This window comes from Phytobacter cepae (assembly GCF_054165735.1).
On record NZ_CM135107.1, the window covers coordinates 1,314,543 to 1,330,247 of the forward strand.

The window sequence follows — 15,705 nt, forward strand, 5'->3', positions numbered from 1 at the left end:
CGATGACGAATACTGGCAAGCGTGTATAAGGACCCACCATGAAAAAGATTGATGCGATTATTAAACCTTTCAAACTGGATGACGTGCGTGAAGCGCTAGCCGAAGTTGGCATCACCGGGATGACGGTAACGGAAGTCAAAGGGTTTGGTCGCCAGAAAGGCCATACCGAGCTCTATCGCGGCGCGGAATACATGGTGGATTTTCTGCCGAAAGTGAAAATTGAAATTGTGGTGACCGACGATATCGTCGACACCTGTGTGGATACCATTATCCGCACCGCGCAGACCGGAAAAATTGGCGACGGCAAGATTTTCGTCTTTGATGTTGCCCGCGTGGTACGTATCCGTACCGGCGAAGAGGATGACGCGGCAATCTGATTATCGGCCCCTCGCCCGGTGGGTGAGGGGCTCCCCATAAAATAATACGAGCACGGACAGTTCCCCCGCCCCTTTGGGGTTAGGGTGAGGGGAAACATGCGGCTCTAGTGGCCATCCCGTTCACCTTATGTTCCTTGCTTTTCTAAAGTGCCAGAACCCGTGAACGTGCCAGGGCGGTTCACCGCCACCGCCCTGGCGACCCGGGCTCCCGGCCAGGAAAATCGCCGCTGGCGCGGTTCACTTAGCGCCTTCCTTCAGGCTTATCGGGGACGGGCGAAGGTAACGTCCGTGTAAAGTCGCCCTCGCCGCGCATCCCTGCGCGTCGCCCCGGCCTTACGGATACGCTTCGTCGATTTTCAGCCGGACTCAGTCATCGCTTTAACTGTTGTGTTCTCATGGCGCAGTGTTATCGCTGCAAAACGTCATATTACTGGGGATTCCTCAGCCCGGTGGGTGAGGGGCTTCCTGCTTTACAGCACTTTGTGCGGACCAAAACATTCGTAATGAATGTTTTCAGGTTTAATCCCCAGCCCGACCAGTTGCTTCGCGGCGAACTGCATAAACGCCACCGGGCCGCAGAGATAGAACTGCATTTCCGGGTCGCTGAATGCGCCTTCAAACTGGCTTAAATCCATCAGACCTTCATGACTAAACCGTGCAGTTGCTTTATCTTCAGCGGCAGGCTCGCGATACCAGACGTGTGAGGTAAAGCGCGGCAGGGCGCTGCCGTGTGCGGCCACTTCATCCGCAAACGCATGCACCGCGCCATTTTCTGCCGCATGGAACCAGTTCACCTGCGCCTGATGTTTTGCCTGCGCCAGGGTGTCGAGCATTGCTAGCATTGGCGTCTGACCCACACCGGCGGAAATCAGCGTAACAGGCGTTCCAGGTTCAACCGTGAGGAAGAAATCACCGGCTGGGGCAGCAAGGTGCACAATATCTCCTTCGCGGGCATGCTGATGCAGCCAGGTTGAAACCTGTCCGCCTTCCTCGCGTTTAACCGCGATGCGATAGCGCTCGCCGTTAGCGGCGCGGGTTAATGAATACTGGCGAATTTCCTGATATTCAAAGGCCTCAGGTTTCAGCCAGATACCCAGATACTGCCCAGGCTGATAGTCCGCCACCTTGCCGCCGTCTACCGGCGCAAATTCAAAGCTGGTGATAAGCGCGCTTTGTGGTTTCTTAGCGACCAGACGAAACGCCCGTGTTCCTTCCCAGCCACCTGTTTTTTCCGCATTTTCGTGGTACAGCTGCGCTTCGCGTTGGACGAATACGCCTGCCAGCACGCCGTAGGCTTTACCCCATGCCTCCAGTACCTCGTTACCCGGACTGAACATTTCATCCAGCGTTGCCAGCAGATGCTCACCCACAATGTTGTACTGCTCGGGTTTTATCTGGAAGCTGGTGTGCTTCTGGGCAATTTTTTCCACTGCCGGAAGCAGGGCAGCGAGGTTATCCAGATTGCTGGCGTAGGCAGCGATAGCATTGAACAGGGCTTCGCGCTGATCGCCATTACGCTGATTGCTCATATTAAAAATATCTTTGAGCTCTGGATTATGGGTAAACATGCGGTCATAGAAATGGGCAGTCAGTCTGGGACCGGTTTCCAGCAGCAGGGGAATGGTGGCTTTCACGGTGGCGATGGTTTGGGCGTCGAGCATAATTGCTTCCTTATAATCTCTTAAAGATGTATTTCAAATGCATCTTATAATTTAATCCCGTCCCTTGTAAAGGCAGGGTTACTCCTCTTCCTGCGTTGAATGTGAAAAAGTTGCACTATCCAGATGAAAAGAATTCCATCATCAGGTGAAAGCCTGTTGTCTCTCAAACCCTTGTATGACGGGCAGCCAATCGTTTGCGTAAAAAGCGTTGTCAAGACCTGTTATCAAGATTTGATTCAGTTATACTGTGAGCCGTTCCCTAAAACGGGCCTCAATTTAAGCGTATTGATTGTTAGCTGAGCAGGAGAAGCGGATGTTAAAGCGTGAAATGAACATTGCCGATTATGATGCCGATTTATGGCAGGCTATGGAGCAAGAAAAAGTACGTCAGGAAGAACACATTGAACTGATCGCCTCCGAAAACTACACCAGCCCGCGTGTAATGCAGGCTCAGGGTTCTCAGCTGACCAACAAATATGCCGAAGGCTACCCAGGCAAGCGTTACTACGGCGGCTGTGAATACGTTGATGTGGTTGAGCAGTTGGCTATCGATCGTGCCAAAGCGCTGTTTGGCGCAGACTACGCCAACGTGCAGCCGCACTCCGGCTCTCAGGCTAACTTCGCGGTCTACACCGCGCTGCTCCAGCCGGGCGATACCGTGCTGGGTATGAACCTGGCGCAGGGTGGTCACCTGACTCACGGCTCCCCGGTTAACTTCTCCGGCAAACTGTACAACATCATTCCTTACGGCATCGATGAGTCCGGTAAAATTGACTACGAAGACATGGCGAAGCAGGCTAAAGAACACAAACCGAAGATGATCATCGGTGGTTTCTCTGCTTACTCTGGCGTGGTTGACTGGGCAAAAATGCGTGAAATCGCTGACAGCATCGGTGCATACCTGTTCGTCGACATGGCCCACGTTGCCGGTCTGATTGCCGCAGACGTTTACCCGAACCCGGTGCCACACGCTCACGTTGTGACCACCACTACCCACAAAACCCTGGCGGGTCCACGCGGTGGCCTGATCCTGGCGAAGGGCGGCGACGAAGAGCTGTACAAAAAACTGAACTCTGCCGTGTTCCCAAGTGCGCAGGGCGGCCCGCTGATGCACGTGATCGCGGCGAAAGCCGTGGCGCTGAAAGAAGCGATGGAGCCAGAGTTCAAAGTTTACCAGCAGCAGGTAGCGAAAAACGCCAAAGCGATGGTCGACGTGTTCCTGAACCGCGGTTACAAAGTGGTTTCCGGCGGCACGGAAAACCACCTGTTCCTGCTGGATCTGGTGGATAAAAACCTGACCGGTAAAGAAGCCGATGCAGCCCTGGGTCGCGCTAACATTACCGTCAACAAAAACAGCGTGCCGAACGATCCGAAGAGCCCGTTTGTGACCTCCGGTATCCGTATCGGCTCTCCGGCTGTCACTCGCCGTGGCTTCAAAGAAGCGGAAGTGAAAGAGCTGGCTGGCTGGATGTGCGATATTCTGGACAACATCAATGACGAATCGGTTATTGAGCGTGTCAAAGGCAAAGTGCTGGACATCTGTGCACGTTTCCCGGTTTATGCGTAAGCATCAGCCGTGATGAAAAAGCCCGCTAAGCGGGCTTTTTTTATGGCGTTTGTGGCGTCACTTGCCGTTTTTTGAGGATGAAAGGCAGGAACATCAGCACATAAGGTGCAAGGATCCAGAGCAGGCAGAGTGCCCGCGAGTAGCCGCAGTAGCGTATGCAACGGGCGTTACTGGACGCGACAGGGAGAATAAAAAACAAAAAAATAATAAAGGAGTAATCGCTGGTGTAAGGCACCCACAAATAAAACGCAAACCAGCACAACTGAAATGAGAGAATGTACAGATACTCAAGCTTCGTATCCCTGCCATAACAGTCGAAGGCTTTTACATACCCCATTTTCAATGTTCGTAGATAATGATTTAGCATAAAAGAGAGATGAAAACGCTGTACCGTTATATTGTATTCAGATCACTATAGGACAGAGTTATCCCTCGATTCCACTACCAATATATGACGCTAAGGTGGAGATTCTGCGCGTTTTAGTGCGTCATACCACTCATTTCAGCCCTGCATATCCATGAATGCCCATATAGATGCCCACGAGCGCAATCAACACGCTTGAGAAATACGGAGCACGTCGCGCCAGGGTATTAAAGCCCGACCAGCGTTTCGCTGCGTGCTGCACACTAACGGCGGCGCCCACGCCCACGGTGACCAGCGTCAGGGCGAGGCCAATGCTAAAGCAGACCACCATGGTCGCCCCCAGCGTCAGCGCTTTGAGCTGAAGACAGATCAGCAATACGGTAATAGCCGCCGGGCAGGGGATTAATCCGCCCGTCAGACCAAACAGCAGGATCTGCCCGTTAGTGACCTCGGTGCCGGTAAACCGGCGTTCGATATCCCGCGCATGTGCCCGCTCATGGGCGTCCTGATACTCCTCCTCTTTGCTGAGCTTACGCAGCGTGAGGATCTGTGGCCGTTGGCTGACCACCGTTTTCACCGGCTGGAGCACAACCCCCTGCGGGTGGGGATGAGCGTGACCCTGGTGCGAAGGGTGATGATGACCGGCATGCCGTTGGCGCTCGCCCTGCCAGGTCCGCCAGAACATCCACACTGCGGTGCCGAGGATAATGACGGCGGAAACCATCTGCAGCCAGGGTTCAACGGACTCGGCGGTAAACTGACGGCTAATGTACATGCCGCCAAGGGCTATCAACCAGACAATCGCCGTGTGGGAGAGGGTCGCCGCCAGACCGAGCATCACGGCCTGCTTTACCGTGCCTTTAATGGCGATAATAAAGGCTGCCATCATGGTCTTTGAATGCCCCGGCTCCAGCCCGTGCAGTGCACCGAGCAATATAGCGCTCGGAATGAAAAACCAGCCATTTCCTTGCTGAAAGAGAGACGCAACATCGGTCATGAGAATAGTTCTCGCTATTTTTAATCTTCGTGCAATCTACTCCCCCCCAGTAAAAAATACTACCCCCCAGTAGAATTAAACTCCCCCCCAGTAGAATTATGGTATCGTGACTTTCTTTCAGCATCCGCAAAATGGGGTCGCCATGTCACATACCGTTCGGGATAAACGAAAACTCAAAGCGCGCGCCAGCAAGATAGAAGGGCAGGTGGGGGCGCTGAAAAAGATGCTGGATGAGCCGCATGAGTGCGCACAGGTTCTGCAGCAGATCGCCGCCATCCGTGGCGCGGTAAACGGTCTGATGCGGGAAGTGATTAAGGGCCATCTGACCGATCATCTCGTGCATGAGCATGATGAAGCGAAGCGCGAAGCAGATCTTGATGTGGTGCTCAGCGTGCTGGATTCTTACATCCGTTAATCCATTTCGCTGAGCATCGCCTCAACGTATAAATAACCAATACCCATAATCTGCTGGGCGCGACTTAGCCGCCCCATTTCAATCTGCGTGGCTTTAACGCGTGGATTTCCGCCCTGATCGAACGGGTTCAACCCGGTCTGCTGCACGATGGTGTTCAGCCAGCTCTCGCCAAATCCGCAGCTTCGTCCATAAAGCCATATCTGATTGATATTCAGGATGTTAAGAAAATTATACAAGCTCAGACCAATGGCGCTGGCGGCACTTTCCACCCAGGCCGTGATGCGTGCATCCCCGTCCTGCCAGGCGGCAATCAGTTGCGTGGTGGTGAGCGTCTCCGGGTCCAGCGCTGGAACAGGTTGTGATTTCAACCAGATCCGCGCCTGCTTTTTCAGTGCGCTCAGTGAAGCAACGGTTTCAAGGCAACCATAGCGCCCGCAGTCGCAGGCCACGCCGTCAGGATTGACAATGGTGTGACCGATCTGCCCGCTGCCGTACAAGGTGCCACGGTATATCCGTTCATTGATTACAAAAGATGAGCCAATGCCATAATCAACGTTGATGACGCAGAAATCACGTTCCTGACCGTGATTCTGCCATTTTTCCGCCAGCGCCAGCATCACGCAGTCGTTATCCACCCGTACGCGGATACCCAGTTTTTCTTCCAGCAGATACTTCAGTTCGACCGGCTCGCTCCAGGGGGCCTGCGGCATCGTTTGTGAGACCCCGGTTACCGGGTCGACCTGCCCGTGGACCCCCAGTGCCAGGTTTAAGGTGTGTCCAGGCCAGGCTTTTCGGTAGCGGTGCCAGCACTGCTCAATCGCGGACAGCAGCGCCTGCGGGTGAGGCGCATCCAGCGTATGGCGTTCGTACTCCCCCTTCGGACTCATGCAGGCGTTGGCGAGCTGGCATTCAATACTGGTCGGAGTGATGCTCATGCACAGCGTCCAGTCCCCCTCCGGGGCAATCAGCCAGGTTCCGCTGCTGTGGCCGCGGGAGGGTTTCTCATCCGCGACATTCAGCACACGCTTTTCTGCCGCCAGCTCCTCAAGAATATTGCTGATGGCGGGAATGGAGATTTGCGCCAGCCGCGCCAGCGTGGACTTGCTGGCACGCTTTTCACGGTAGAGATGTTCAAGCACCACGCATTTATTGATGCGGCGAATCTGCTGATTGTTAATACAGGTACTCATGATTACTAAACTCTGTTGAGTGTATTGCGTGATTATTGTGCGAAAACGCCGCTCTTTTGTCTGTCAGACTGCCCACAAATCCACACTTTAGTATGTTTTGTTAATTAAGAGGGCAATATGGAACCCGTAAAAGTCTGGCGCGAAACAGTCTCTATCCCCACTTACGAAACCGGTCCGCAGGACGTTCACCCCATGTTTCTTGAAAAACGCGTTTACCAGGGATCGACGGGGGCGGTTTACCCTTACGGCGTAACCGATACGCTGAGTGACGCCAGGACAGAGAAGACGTGGCAGGCGGTCTGGCTGGAAAACGACTATCTGAAAATCATGATTCTGCCGGAGCTGGGTGGGCGTGTGCAGAAGGCCTTTGATAAAGTCAAACAGCGGGATTTTGTGTATCACAATGAGGTGATCAAGCCGGCACTGGTCGGCCTGCTCGGCCCGTGGATCTCAGGGGGGATCGAGTTCAACTGGCCACAGCACCACCGCCCGACCACCTATATGCCGGTAGACTGCACCCTGGAAGAAAATGAGGACGGCAGCAAAACCGTGTGGGTTGGGGAAACCGAGCCGATGCACGGCTTACAGGTGATGACCGGTTTTACCCTGCGCCCGGATCGCGCCGCGCTGGAAATCGGCAGCCGCGTCTACAACAGTAATGCCACACCGCGCCATTTCTTGTGGTGGGCCAATCCGGCGGTGAAAGGCGGCGACGATCACCAGAGCGTTTTTCCCCCGGATGTGACCGCAGTGTTCGACCACGGCAAACGCGCCGTCTCTGCATTTCCTATCGCCACCGGCACCTATTACAAAGTTGACTACTCTGCGGGCGTGGATATCTCACGCTACAAAAATGTGCCGGTCCCCACCTCCTATATGGCAGAAAAATCGGCCTACGATTTTGTCGGTGCCTGGTCTCACGATGAAGAGGGCGGATTACTGCATGTCGCCGATCATCACATTGCGCCGGGTAAAAAACAGTGGAGCTGGGGACATAGTGAATTTGGTCAGGCCTGGGATCGCAGCCTCACCGATAGCAACGGTCCATATATTGAGCTGATGACCGGAATATACGCTGATAACCAACCTGATTTTACCTGGCTTGATGCCTATGAAGAGAAGCGTTTCGTACAGTATTTCCTGCCGTATCACTCGCTCGGCATGGTGCAAAACGCCTCCCGTGATGCGGTGTTAAAACTGCAGCGCAGTGAAAACGGGATTGAGTGGGGGCTGTATGCGATCGCCACGTTAGAGGGCCATCGTTTGACGCTCAGCGAGGCGGGCAACCCGACGCCATTGCTCGATATAAGCGTGACCCTGACGCCCTGTTCGGTAATGCAGGACCTGCTTGAGTCAGCCAACCCGGCACGGCTAACGCTCACCCTTAAAGATGCGAAAGGAAGAGAAGTGCTCTCTTATGAAGAGCACCAGCCCGGCGAGATGCCGCTGCCGGACGTTGCCACTGCACCTGCCGCCGCAGAAGAGATCGCTTCTGCCGATGAAGCCTGGTTTATTGGTCAGCATCTTGAGCAGTACAACCATGCCAGCCGCTCAGCCTTTGACTATTACGCCCGTGGCGTGGCCATCGATCCGCAGGATTATCGCTGCAATCTGGCGCTGGCAACGCTTGAATATAACCGCGCTGACTATCCCCGCGCCGTCGACTACGCCACCCAGGCGCTGGCTCGCGCCCACCGGCTGAATAAAAATCCCCAATGTGGGCTGGCGAGTTTTATTCGCGCCAGTGCCTGTGAACGCCAGCAGCGGCTGTCAGAGGCGAAAGAGGATTTCTGGCGCGCAACCTGGAGCGGCAACAGCAAAGCGGCCGGTTTTTATGGCCTCGCGCGACTCGCTGCCCGAGAACAGCGCTACGACGAGGGCCTTGAGTTTTGCCGCCAGAGCCTGCGCGCCTGTCCCACCAATCAGGACGTTTTGTGCCTGCAAGTGAGACTGTGGCAACTGAATGGAAATCAGGACGAGGCGACGGCAAACCTGCTCGTGCTACGACAGGAGTATCCGCTAAACCCGACGGTGTGGTGGCTGCAATGGCAGAATGAAGGCAGTGATGCTGCGCTGGCGGCCTGGCGAAATCTTTGCGGCGGGCGCGACATCAATGCGCTGACCACAGCCGGTCAACTGCTGAGCTGGGGCATGGCAGACGACGCAATGGCGGTTCTGGAAAGCCTGGCCTGCGAACGTACATTGCCGCTGTTGTTACAGGCAAGCCTGTTGCCGGAAGCAGACCGTGCACCCCTTATCGCTCGTGCGACAGACGCCTTCCCGTACTTTGTCCGTTTCCCGAACTCGCTGGATGAAGTGGATGCCTTAACTGCCCTCCCGGAAAGTCCGTTTGCCCGCCATCTGTTGGCCTGTTTCCATTACAGCAAACGTAATGACGACAAAGCCGTTGCTCTCTGGCAGCAGTGTGTGGCGATGGACCCCGGCGTGGCTGATGCATGGCGGGGTCTGGCGATTTATGCCTGGAATAAGCAGCATGACGCGACATTAGCGGCCCGCTATCTCGACACCGCCTGCCGGTTACTCCCGGATGACGCACGCTTACTGTTCGAACGCGATCTGCTGGCAAAACTCACCGGCGCTGCGCCGCAAAGCCGGCTGGCACGGCTGGAGGCAAACTTGCCCTGCGCCCTTAAACGTGACGACATGACGGCAGAGTTGCTCAATCTCTGGCATCTGTGTGGTGAAACTGAGAAGGCCGCTGGGGTGCTGGCGAGCCGTAAATTCCACCCCTGGGAAGGGGGCGAGGGGAAAGTCACCAGTCAGTTTATTCTCAACCAGTTGCTGCAGGCGTGGCAGGCCATTGACGCTAACCAGCCAGCCCGCGCTGAGATGGTGCTTAATGCCGCCTTGCGCTACCCCGAAAATCTGAGCGAAGGACGTCTGCCGGGGCAGACCGACAATGACATCTGGTTCTGGTTAGGGATCTGTGCCCGCTTGCAGAGAGATGAGGCGCAGGCCGAGAGCGCCTGGCAAAAAGCTACCCAGGGTGACCGCACGCTCAATGTCCACAGCTACTACAACGATCAACCGGCTGACTATCTCTTCTGGCAGGGTATGGCGCTACGCATGCTGGGCGATAACGTTGCCGCGGACGCACTCTTTACGGACATGGCGGCCTGGGCGAGCAATATGGCCAGCACACCGGTGGAAGCGGATTTCTTTGCCGTTTCGCAGCCGGATTTGCTTTCGCTGTACGGCTCTTTGCATCAGCAGCATCAGGAGAAATGTCTCTATATCCAGGCGCTGGCAGCGGCTGGAATGGGGGATGAGAGCCAGTGGAATGCCTCTTGCGTGGCGCTGAATACGCTCAACCCCGCGTGGCCAAAAGCCGCGTTCTTCCAGCGTGTCATGCCCTACGTGCTGCATCTCATTCACTAATTCTCGTTTACTGAAATCTGCGAGCGGCCTGACCGCCGCTCGTGGGTAAATATATAAAATATGTAAAAAATTTAAGGTAAGACCACGCGCCTGACACCGCGTAAACACAACAAAACCAAGACCCTACGAGGAGACAATTATGTCCCGCAAATTAAGAGCGTCGCTTTTGGCGCTGACCCTGTTCCCCCTCTTCACCACTGTTTTTACCGCTCAGGCGGCACCCAAGGAACTGACCGTTGGGGCTATTTATCTCGACACGCAAGGTTATTACGCCGGGGTGCGCCAGGGCGTACAGGATGCGGCTAAGGCCTCCGAAGTGAAGGTGCAACTGATTGAAACCAACGCTCAGGGCGATATCTCGAAAGAGAGCGCGTTTATCGACACGCTGGTCGCGCGTAACGTCGACGCCATTATTCTCTCTGCCGTGTCGGAAAACGGCAGTAGCCGGTCCCTTCGCCGCGCCAGCGAAGCGGGCATTCCGGTGCTGTGTTACAACACCTGCATCAATCAGAAAGGGGTGGATAAATATGTCTCCGCCTGGCTGGTGGGCGACCCGATGGAGTTCGGGCGCAAATTGGGACAGGCCGCTGCAGATTACTTCCTCGCCAAAAACATCACCGAACCGAAAATTGCCGTGATCAACTGCGAAGCCTACGAAGTGTGCGTTCAGCGCCGTAAAGGCTTTGAAGAAGCACTGAAAGCGAAGGTACCGGCAATGAAAATCGTCGCCAATCAGGAAGGCACGGTGCTCGATAAAGCCATTTCCGTGGGTGAAAAACTGATCATCTCAACGCCGGACATTGACGCCATTATGGGCGAGTCGGGCGGGGCTACGCTTGGGGCGGTCAAAGCGGTACGCAACCAGAACCAGGCCGGGAAAATCGCGGTATTTGGTTCCGACATGACCACCGAAATTGCGCAGGAGCTACAAAACAACCAGGTGCTGAAGGCCGTGGTTGATATCTCCGGCAAGAAAATGGGCGATGCCGTCTTTGCCCAGACCCTGAACGTTATCAACAAGACGCCGCCGAAAGAGAAAGTGATCCAGGTGCCGATTGATCTCTACACCAAAGCGGAAGATGGCAAGCAGTGGCTGGCGACGCACGTGGATGGCTTACCCTGACAGAGGCGGAACATGGCGATGGTAATGCATGAAAACCCCATCGCCTCCGTGACGGGAGGGAATAAACGTTATCCGGGCGTGGTGGCGCTGGATAACGTCGATTTCACCCTTCATCGAGGCGAAGTCCGGGCGCTGCTCGGTAAAAACGGTGCCGGAAAATCGACGCTGATTCGCATGTTGACCGGCAGCGAGCGGCTCGACAGCGGTGAGGTGCGCTTGTCCGGTACGCTGCTTGACGGTGCCGATGCCGCCTTAACCCGGCGCGCCGCAGAGCTTGGTGTTCGGGCGGTCTATCAGGAACTTAGCCTGGTTGAAGGGCTGACGGTGGCTGAGAATCTCTGCCTCGGCAACTGGCCAAAACAGGGCGGCATGATTGACCATGGGCTGATGCTGCGTCAGGCACGCCTTTGCCTGGAGAAACTCGGCGTCGAGGTGGAACCGGATGCGCTGGTGGAAACCCTGAGCCCGGCGCAAAAGCAGCTGGTGGAGATTGCCCGCGTGATGGTGGGTGAACCTGGGCTGGTTATCCTTGATGAGCCGACCAGCTCACTGGCCAGCGCCGAGGTGGAGCTGGTGATGGCGGCGGTGAAAAAGATGTCTGCGCTCGGTGTCGCAGTGATTTATGTCAGCCATCGGATGGATGAGATCCGCCGCATTGCCTCCTCGGCGACCATCATGCGCGACGGCCAGGTGGCGGGCAATGTAGCGCTGGAGAATACCACCACCGGTCACATTGTCTCGCTGATGCTCGGACGCGAGCATCAGGATCTGGCCCCGGTCAGCCACGCATTTTCGCAAGGTGAAACCGTGCTGGAGGTGCAGGGGCTTCGACTGTTGCCCAAGCTGGAAGACATTTCATTTCAACTGAAGCGGGGAGAGGTGTTGGGTATCGCCGGGTTGCTGGGGGCCGGGCGAACGGAACTGCTCAAAGCCATCGTGGGGCTTGAAGCCTTTGATGAGGGCGTTATTACTCTCAATGGTGAAACGCTGCGCAAACCCGACTATAGCGCCATGATCCAGCGTGGCATGGGGTATACGCCCGAGAATCGCAAAGAGGCGGGCATCATTCCGCTGCTCGGCGTGGATGAAAATACGGTCATCACCAACCGGCACGCAGTCAGCGTGCGCGGCATGCTGCAATGGGAACGTATTCGCACCTTTACCGAGGCCATCATGCAGCGCATGAGTGTCAAAGCCAGCAGCAGTGAAACGGCCATTGGCACCTTGTCGGGGGGCAATCAACAAAAAGTGGTGATTGGTCGCTGGGTCTATGCGGGCAGCCAGATTCTGCTGCTGGATGAACCCACACGCGGCGTCGACATTGAAGCCAAACAGCAAATTTACCGCATCGTTCGTGAGCTGGCCCAGGAAGGCAAAAGCGTGGTGTTTATCTCCAGCGAAGTGGAAGAACTGCCGCTGGTGTGTGACCGCATCCTGTTGCTTCAACAGGGCACCTTTAGCCGCGAATTTATCTCTCCCGTCAGCGTGGATGAACTGATGTCCGCGATTTTGTCCGTTCACTGATACTTGCTCTACAGAGGACTTTACGATGTCTGCCTCATCTATCACTCTGCCGCACGGCAAAAAAGGGTCGCTGAAACAGTTTGTCGCTCGCCATATCAACGTCATTGGTTTGCTGGTGGTGATCGCTATTTTGTATCTGGTTTTTTCCTTCAACGCGCCGGGCTTTATCTCACTGAATAACCAAATGAACGTGCTGCGTGATGCCGCCACCATCGGGATTGCTGCCTGGGCCATGACGCTGATTATCATCTCCGGTGAAATTGATGTCAGCGTCGGGCCCATGGTGGCCTTTGTTTCGGTCTGTCTGGCGTTTTTACTGCAATTCCAGGTGCCGCTGGTCATCGCCTGTCTGCTGGTTCTGCTGCTGGGGGCCGCTCTTGGCACGCTGGCGGGCGTGCTGCGTGGCGTGTTTAACGTGCCGAGCTTCGTCGCGACCTTAGGTCTGTGGAGTGCGCTGCGCGGGATGGGGCTGTTTATGACCAACGCGCTGCCGGTGCCTATCGAAGAGAGCGACGTGCTGGACTGGCTCGGTGGTCAGTTTCTCGGTATCCCGGTTTCAGCGCTGGTCATGATGCTGATTTTCGCGATCTTCGTTTTTATCAGCCGGAAAACCGCCTTTGGTCGTTCGGTGTTTGCCGTTGGCGGCAACGCAACCGCCGCCCAGCTCTGCGGTATTAACGTTAAACGGGTGCGCATCCTGATTTTTACGCTCTCCGGCCTGCTGGCGGCGGTGACCGGCATTCTGCTGGCCGCCCGCTTAGGGTCCGGTAACGCCGGCGCAGCCAACGGCCTTGAGTTTGATGTGATTGCCGCCGTCGTGGTCGGCGGTACGGCGTTATCAGGAGGGCGGGGCTCTTTACTCGGCACGCTGCTGGGTGTGCTGGTGATTACGCTTATCGGCAATGGCCTGGTACTTCTCGGCATTAACTCCTTTTTCCAGCAGGTGGTGCGCGGCGTCATCATCGTGGTGGCGGTACTGGCGAACATCCTGCTGACCCAGCGGAACAGTAAAAAAAGCTGATTCACCTACTTTTCGCGCCAGACCGGGCGCAAATACACGTGCTACAGAGGAACGAGGGAATGATGAAAACCATGCTGGCAGCCTATTTACCGGGGAACTCCACCGTTGATTTACGGGAAGTGCCGGTTCCACAACCTGGCATTAATCAGGTGCTGATTAAAATGAAATCGTCGGGCATCTGCGGCAGCGATGTCCATTACATCTACCATCAACATAAAGCGACCGCTGCGGCCCCGGATAAACCGCTGTATCAGGGGTTCATTAACGGACACGAGCCGTGCGGCCAGATTGTGGCGCGGGGGCCGGGGTGTCGTCATTTCAAAGAGGGCGACCGCGTGCTGGTGTACCACATTTCCGGCTGTGGATTTTGCGCAAACTGCCGTCGGGGATTCCCGATCTCCTGTACCGGAGAGGGAAAAGCGGCCTACGGCTGGCAGCGCGATGGCGGCCATGCCGAATACCTGCTGGCGGAGGAGAAAGACTTAATCATGCTGCCTGATGCGCTGAGCTATGAGGACGGCGCGTTTGTCAGTTGCGGCGTGGGGACGGCTTACGAAGGCATTCTGCGCGGGGAAGTGTCCGGCAGTGATAACGTGCTGGTGGTGGGGCTCGGTCCGGTAGGCATGATGGCGATGATGCTGGCGCGTGGGCGCGGTGCGAAACGCGTGATTGGCGTGGACATGCTGCCGGAGCGGCTGGCGATGGCGAAACAGCTTGGGGTGATGGATAACGGTTATCTGGCGACCACCGAAGGGCTGCCTGCACGCATTGCCGAACTGACGCGGGGTGGGGCAGATGTTGCGCTCGATTGTTCTGGCAATGCCGCCGGGCGTCTGCTGGCGCTGCAATCCACCGCCGACTGGGGGCGGGTGGTCTACATTGGCGAAACCGGCAAAGTGGAGTTTGAAGTCAGTGCCGACCTGATGCATCACCAGCGGCGCATTATCGGATCCTGGGTCACCAGCCTTTTTCATATGGAAAAATGCGCGCATGACCTCACCGACTGGAAGTTATGGCCGCGCAGTGCCATTACTCATCGCTTCTCTCTTGAGCAGGCAGGCGAAGCCTATGCCCTGATGGCAAGCGGGAAATGCGGCAAAGTGGTCATCAATTTCCCAGACTGACGAGGTGCATGATGACGCTTTACACTTTACAGAACGGGCCATTGCGCCTCACGGTTTCAGAACGCGGGGGCGTGATTGAGGGGTTCTGGCACAACAACACGCCGCTGCTACGCCCCGGCAAGCAGCGTGGCGTGGCGGTGGAGTCGTCCTGTTTTCCGCTGGTGCCTTTTGGCAATCGGGTCAGCGGCAATGGCTTCGAGTGGGAAGGGAAGTCGTATCACCTGGAGCCGAACGTCGAATGGGATAGCCACTATCTGCACGGCGACGGCTGGCTGAACGACTGGCAGTGTGACGGGCGGTCAGACGACGCGCTGACTCTGCACTATCGGCATCAGCATGGTGTGTATCGCTACGTGGCGCAGCAGCACTTTCAGCTCAGATCATCGTCGTTGTCGGTGACGCTCACCGTGACCAATGAGGGGAAGGAGGCGCTGCCGTTTGGCCTTGGCTGGCATCCCTATTTCCCGCTGACGGAAACGACGCGCTTACAGGCGCAGGCGTCGGGTTACTGGCTTGAGCGTGAACAGTGGCTGGCCGGCGAGTATCAGGATAGCTTGCCCGCGGCGTTAGATTTCAATCAGCCAAATGTACTCCCGCGCCAGTGGGTCAACAATGGTTTTGCTGGCTGGAACGGCGAGGCGCTTATCAGTCAGCAGGACTACAGGCTGCGGCTGAAAACGACACCGGCGGCGCCTTGCTACTTCGTCTTTGTGTCCGACCCTGCCTTTGATGAAGGTTACGCGTTCGACTTCTTCTGTATGGAGCCGATGAGCCATGCGCCGGACGATCATCATCGGCCGCAGGGCGGGAATCTGACGGTCCTTAAACCCGGTGAAAGCCAGAGCCAGACCATGGAACTGGCTCTGCTCTCCTGATTAACCCTGCCTGCCCGGAAGCGGGCAGGCATGTTATCGCACTGTTACTTGCAAGGTTGCCCGTTTCC

General features: G+C 56.2%; 13 protein-coding genes. 9 read left to right on the forward strand and 4 right to left on the reverse strand.

All coding sequences use genetic code 11. The features are described 5' to 3' along the window. The first annotated feature begins 38 nt into the window (after positions 1 to 38). On the forward strand, positions 39 to 377 hold the full coding sequence (gene glnB / locus ACUY4Q_RS06155) for a nitrogen regulatory protein P-II (protein WP_002438074.1): 339 nt from the start codon (positions 39 to 41) through the stop codon (positions 375 to 377). A 470-nt stretch (positions 378 to 847) separates the two neighbouring features. Here glnB and hmpA read toward each other — a convergent pair whose 3' ends face one another. Next, on the reverse strand, positions 848 to 2,038 hold the full coding sequence (gene hmpA, locus ACUY4Q_RS06160) for an NO-inducible flavohemoprotein (RefSeq protein WP_458046180.1): 1,191 nt from the start codon (positions 2,036 to 2,038) through the stop codon (positions 848 to 850). Positions 2,039 to 2,351: 313 nt separating this feature from the next. Between hmpA and glyA the strand changes: the two genes are divergently transcribed. Beyond that, positions 2,352 to 3,605, forward strand: a complete 1,254-nt coding sequence (glyA, locus tag ACUY4Q_RS06165; protein ID WP_458046181.1) for a serine hydroxymethyltransferase — start codon at positions 2,352 to 2,354, stop codon at positions 3,603 to 3,605. Positions 3,606 to 3,645: 40 nt separating this feature from the next. Here glyA and ACUY4Q_RS06170 read toward each other — a convergent pair whose 3' ends face one another. Then, on the reverse strand, positions 3,646 to 3,942 hold the full coding sequence (locus tag ACUY4Q_RS06170; protein ID WP_458046182.1) for a hypothetical protein: 297 nt from the start codon (positions 3,940 to 3,942) through the stop codon (positions 3,646 to 3,648). 160 nt (positions 3,943 to 4,102) lie between these two features. Further along, on the reverse strand, positions 4,103 to 4,966 hold the full coding sequence (locus tag ACUY4Q_RS06175; protein ID WP_458046183.1) for a nickel/cobalt efflux protein RcnA: 864 nt from the start codon (positions 4,964 to 4,966) through the stop codon (positions 4,103 to 4,105). Between the two features lie 142 nt (positions 4,967 to 5,108). Here ACUY4Q_RS06175 and rcnR point away from each other — a divergent pair, with 142 nt between their 5' ends. Further along, complete coding sequence (gene rcnR / locus ACUY4Q_RS06180; RefSeq protein ID WP_458046184.1) at positions 5,109 to 5,381, forward strand: Ni(II)/Co(II)-binding transcriptional repressor RcnR; 273 nt, start codon at positions 5,109 to 5,111, stop codon at positions 5,379 to 5,381. On the opposite strand, the gene ACUY4Q_RS06185 is transcribed toward rcnR, so the two are convergent. Further along, a complete protein-coding gene (locus ACUY4Q_RS06185; RefSeq protein ID WP_458046185.1) occupies positions 5,378 to 6,571 on the reverse strand; it encodes an ROK family protein in 1,194 nt (397 codons plus the stop codon). The genes rcnR and ACUY4Q_RS06185 overlap by 4 nt on opposite strands. Positions 6,572 to 6,688: 117 nt before the next feature. Here ACUY4Q_RS06185 and ACUY4Q_RS06190 point away from each other — a divergent pair, with 117 nt between their 5' ends. From ACUY4Q_RS06190 to ACUY4Q_RS06215, 6 genes are all read left to right on the forward strand, one after another. Further along, complete coding sequence (locus ACUY4Q_RS06190) at positions 6,689 to 9,970, forward strand: DUF5107 domain-containing protein (protein ID WP_458046186.1); 3,282 nt, start codon at positions 6,689 to 6,691, stop codon at positions 9,968 to 9,970. A 139-nt stretch (positions 9,971 to 10,109) separates the two neighbouring features. Then, positions 10,110 to 11,093: a substrate-binding domain-containing protein gene (locus tag ACUY4Q_RS06195; RefSeq protein ID WP_458046187.1), complete on the forward strand. Its 984-nt coding sequence runs from the start codon at positions 10,110 to 10,112 to the stop codon at positions 11,091 to 11,093. A 12-nt stretch (positions 11,094 to 11,105) separates the two neighbouring features. Continuing rightward, positions 11,106 to 12,617 carry a sugar ABC transporter ATP-binding protein gene (locus tag ACUY4Q_RS06200; RefSeq protein ID WP_458046188.1) on the forward strand — a complete coding sequence of 504 codons (1,512 nt, stop codon included), beginning with the start codon at positions 11,106 to 11,108 and terminating at the stop codon, positions 12,615 to 12,617. 25 nt (positions 12,618 to 12,642) lie between these two features. Beyond that, the gene (locus tag ACUY4Q_RS06205) at positions 12,643 to 13,638 is read left to right on the forward strand and encodes an ABC transporter permease (protein WP_458046189.1); all 996 of its coding nucleotides are present in this window, start codon (positions 12,643 to 12,645) and stop codon (positions 13,636 to 13,638) included. Between the two features lie 62 nt (positions 13,639 to 13,700). Beyond that, positions 13,701 to 14,762: a zinc-dependent alcohol dehydrogenase family protein gene (locus tag ACUY4Q_RS06210; protein ID WP_458047272.1), complete on the forward strand. Its 1,062-nt coding sequence runs from the start codon at positions 13,701 to 13,703 to the stop codon at positions 14,760 to 14,762. A gap of 11 nt (positions 14,763 to 14,773) precedes the next feature. Beyond that, positions 14,774 to 15,637 carry an aldose 1-epimerase gene (locus ACUY4Q_RS06215; protein ID WP_458047273.1) on the forward strand — a complete coding sequence of 288 codons (864 nt, stop codon included), beginning with the start codon at positions 14,774 to 14,776 and terminating at the stop codon, positions 15,635 to 15,637. Positions 15,638 to 15,705 lie beyond the last annotated feature (68 nt).

What these genes read in the sequence shown, in the direction of transcription:
- glnB (WP_002438074.1), top strand. Translation starts at nt 39, where the DNA reads ATGAAAAAGATTGATGCGATTATTAAACCTTTCAAACTGGATGACGTG.
- hmpA (WP_458046180.1), bottom strand. Translation starts at nt 2,038, where the DNA reads ATGCTCGACGCCCAAACCATCGCCACCGTGAAAGCCACCATTCCCCTG.
- glyA (WP_458046181.1), top strand. Translation starts at nt 2,352, where the DNA reads ATGTTAAAGCGTGAAATGAACATTGCCGATTATGATGCCGATTTATGG.
- ACUY4Q_RS06170 (WP_458046182.1), bottom strand. Translation starts at nt 3,942, where the DNA reads ATGGGGTATGTAAAAGCCTTCGACTGTTATGGCAGGGATACGAAGCTT.
- ACUY4Q_RS06175 (WP_458046183.1), bottom strand. Translation starts at nt 4,966, where the DNA reads ATGACCGATGTTGCGTCTCTCTTTCAGCAAGGAAATGGCTGGTTTTTC.
- rcnR (WP_458046184.1), top strand. Translation starts at nt 5,109, where the DNA reads ATGTCACATACCGTTCGGGATAAACGAAAACTCAAAGCGCGCGCCAGC.
- ACUY4Q_RS06185 (WP_458046185.1), bottom strand. Translation starts at nt 6,571, where the DNA reads ATGAGTACCTGTATTAACAATCAGCAGATTCGCCGCATCAATAAATGC.
- ACUY4Q_RS06190 (WP_458046186.1), top strand. Translation starts at nt 6,689, where the DNA reads ATGGAACCCGTAAAAGTCTGGCGCGAAACAGTCTCTATCCCCACTTAC.
- ACUY4Q_RS06195 (WP_458046187.1), top strand. Translation starts at nt 10,110, where the DNA reads ATGTCCCGCAAATTAAGAGCGTCGCTTTTGGCGCTGACCCTGTTCCCC.
- ACUY4Q_RS06200 (WP_458046188.1), top strand. Translation starts at nt 11,106, where the DNA reads ATGGCGATGGTAATGCATGAAAACCCCATCGCCTCCGTGACGGGAGGG.
- ACUY4Q_RS06205 (WP_458046189.1), top strand. Translation starts at nt 12,643, where the DNA reads ATGTCTGCCTCATCTATCACTCTGCCGCACGGCAAAAAAGGGTCGCTG.
- ACUY4Q_RS06210 (WP_458047272.1), top strand. Translation starts at nt 13,701, where the DNA reads ATGAAAACCATGCTGGCAGCCTATTTACCGGGGAACTCCACCGTTGAT.
- ACUY4Q_RS06215 (WP_458047273.1), top strand. Translation starts at nt 14,774, where the DNA reads ATGACGCTTTACACTTTACAGAACGGGCCATTGCGCCTCACGGTTTCA.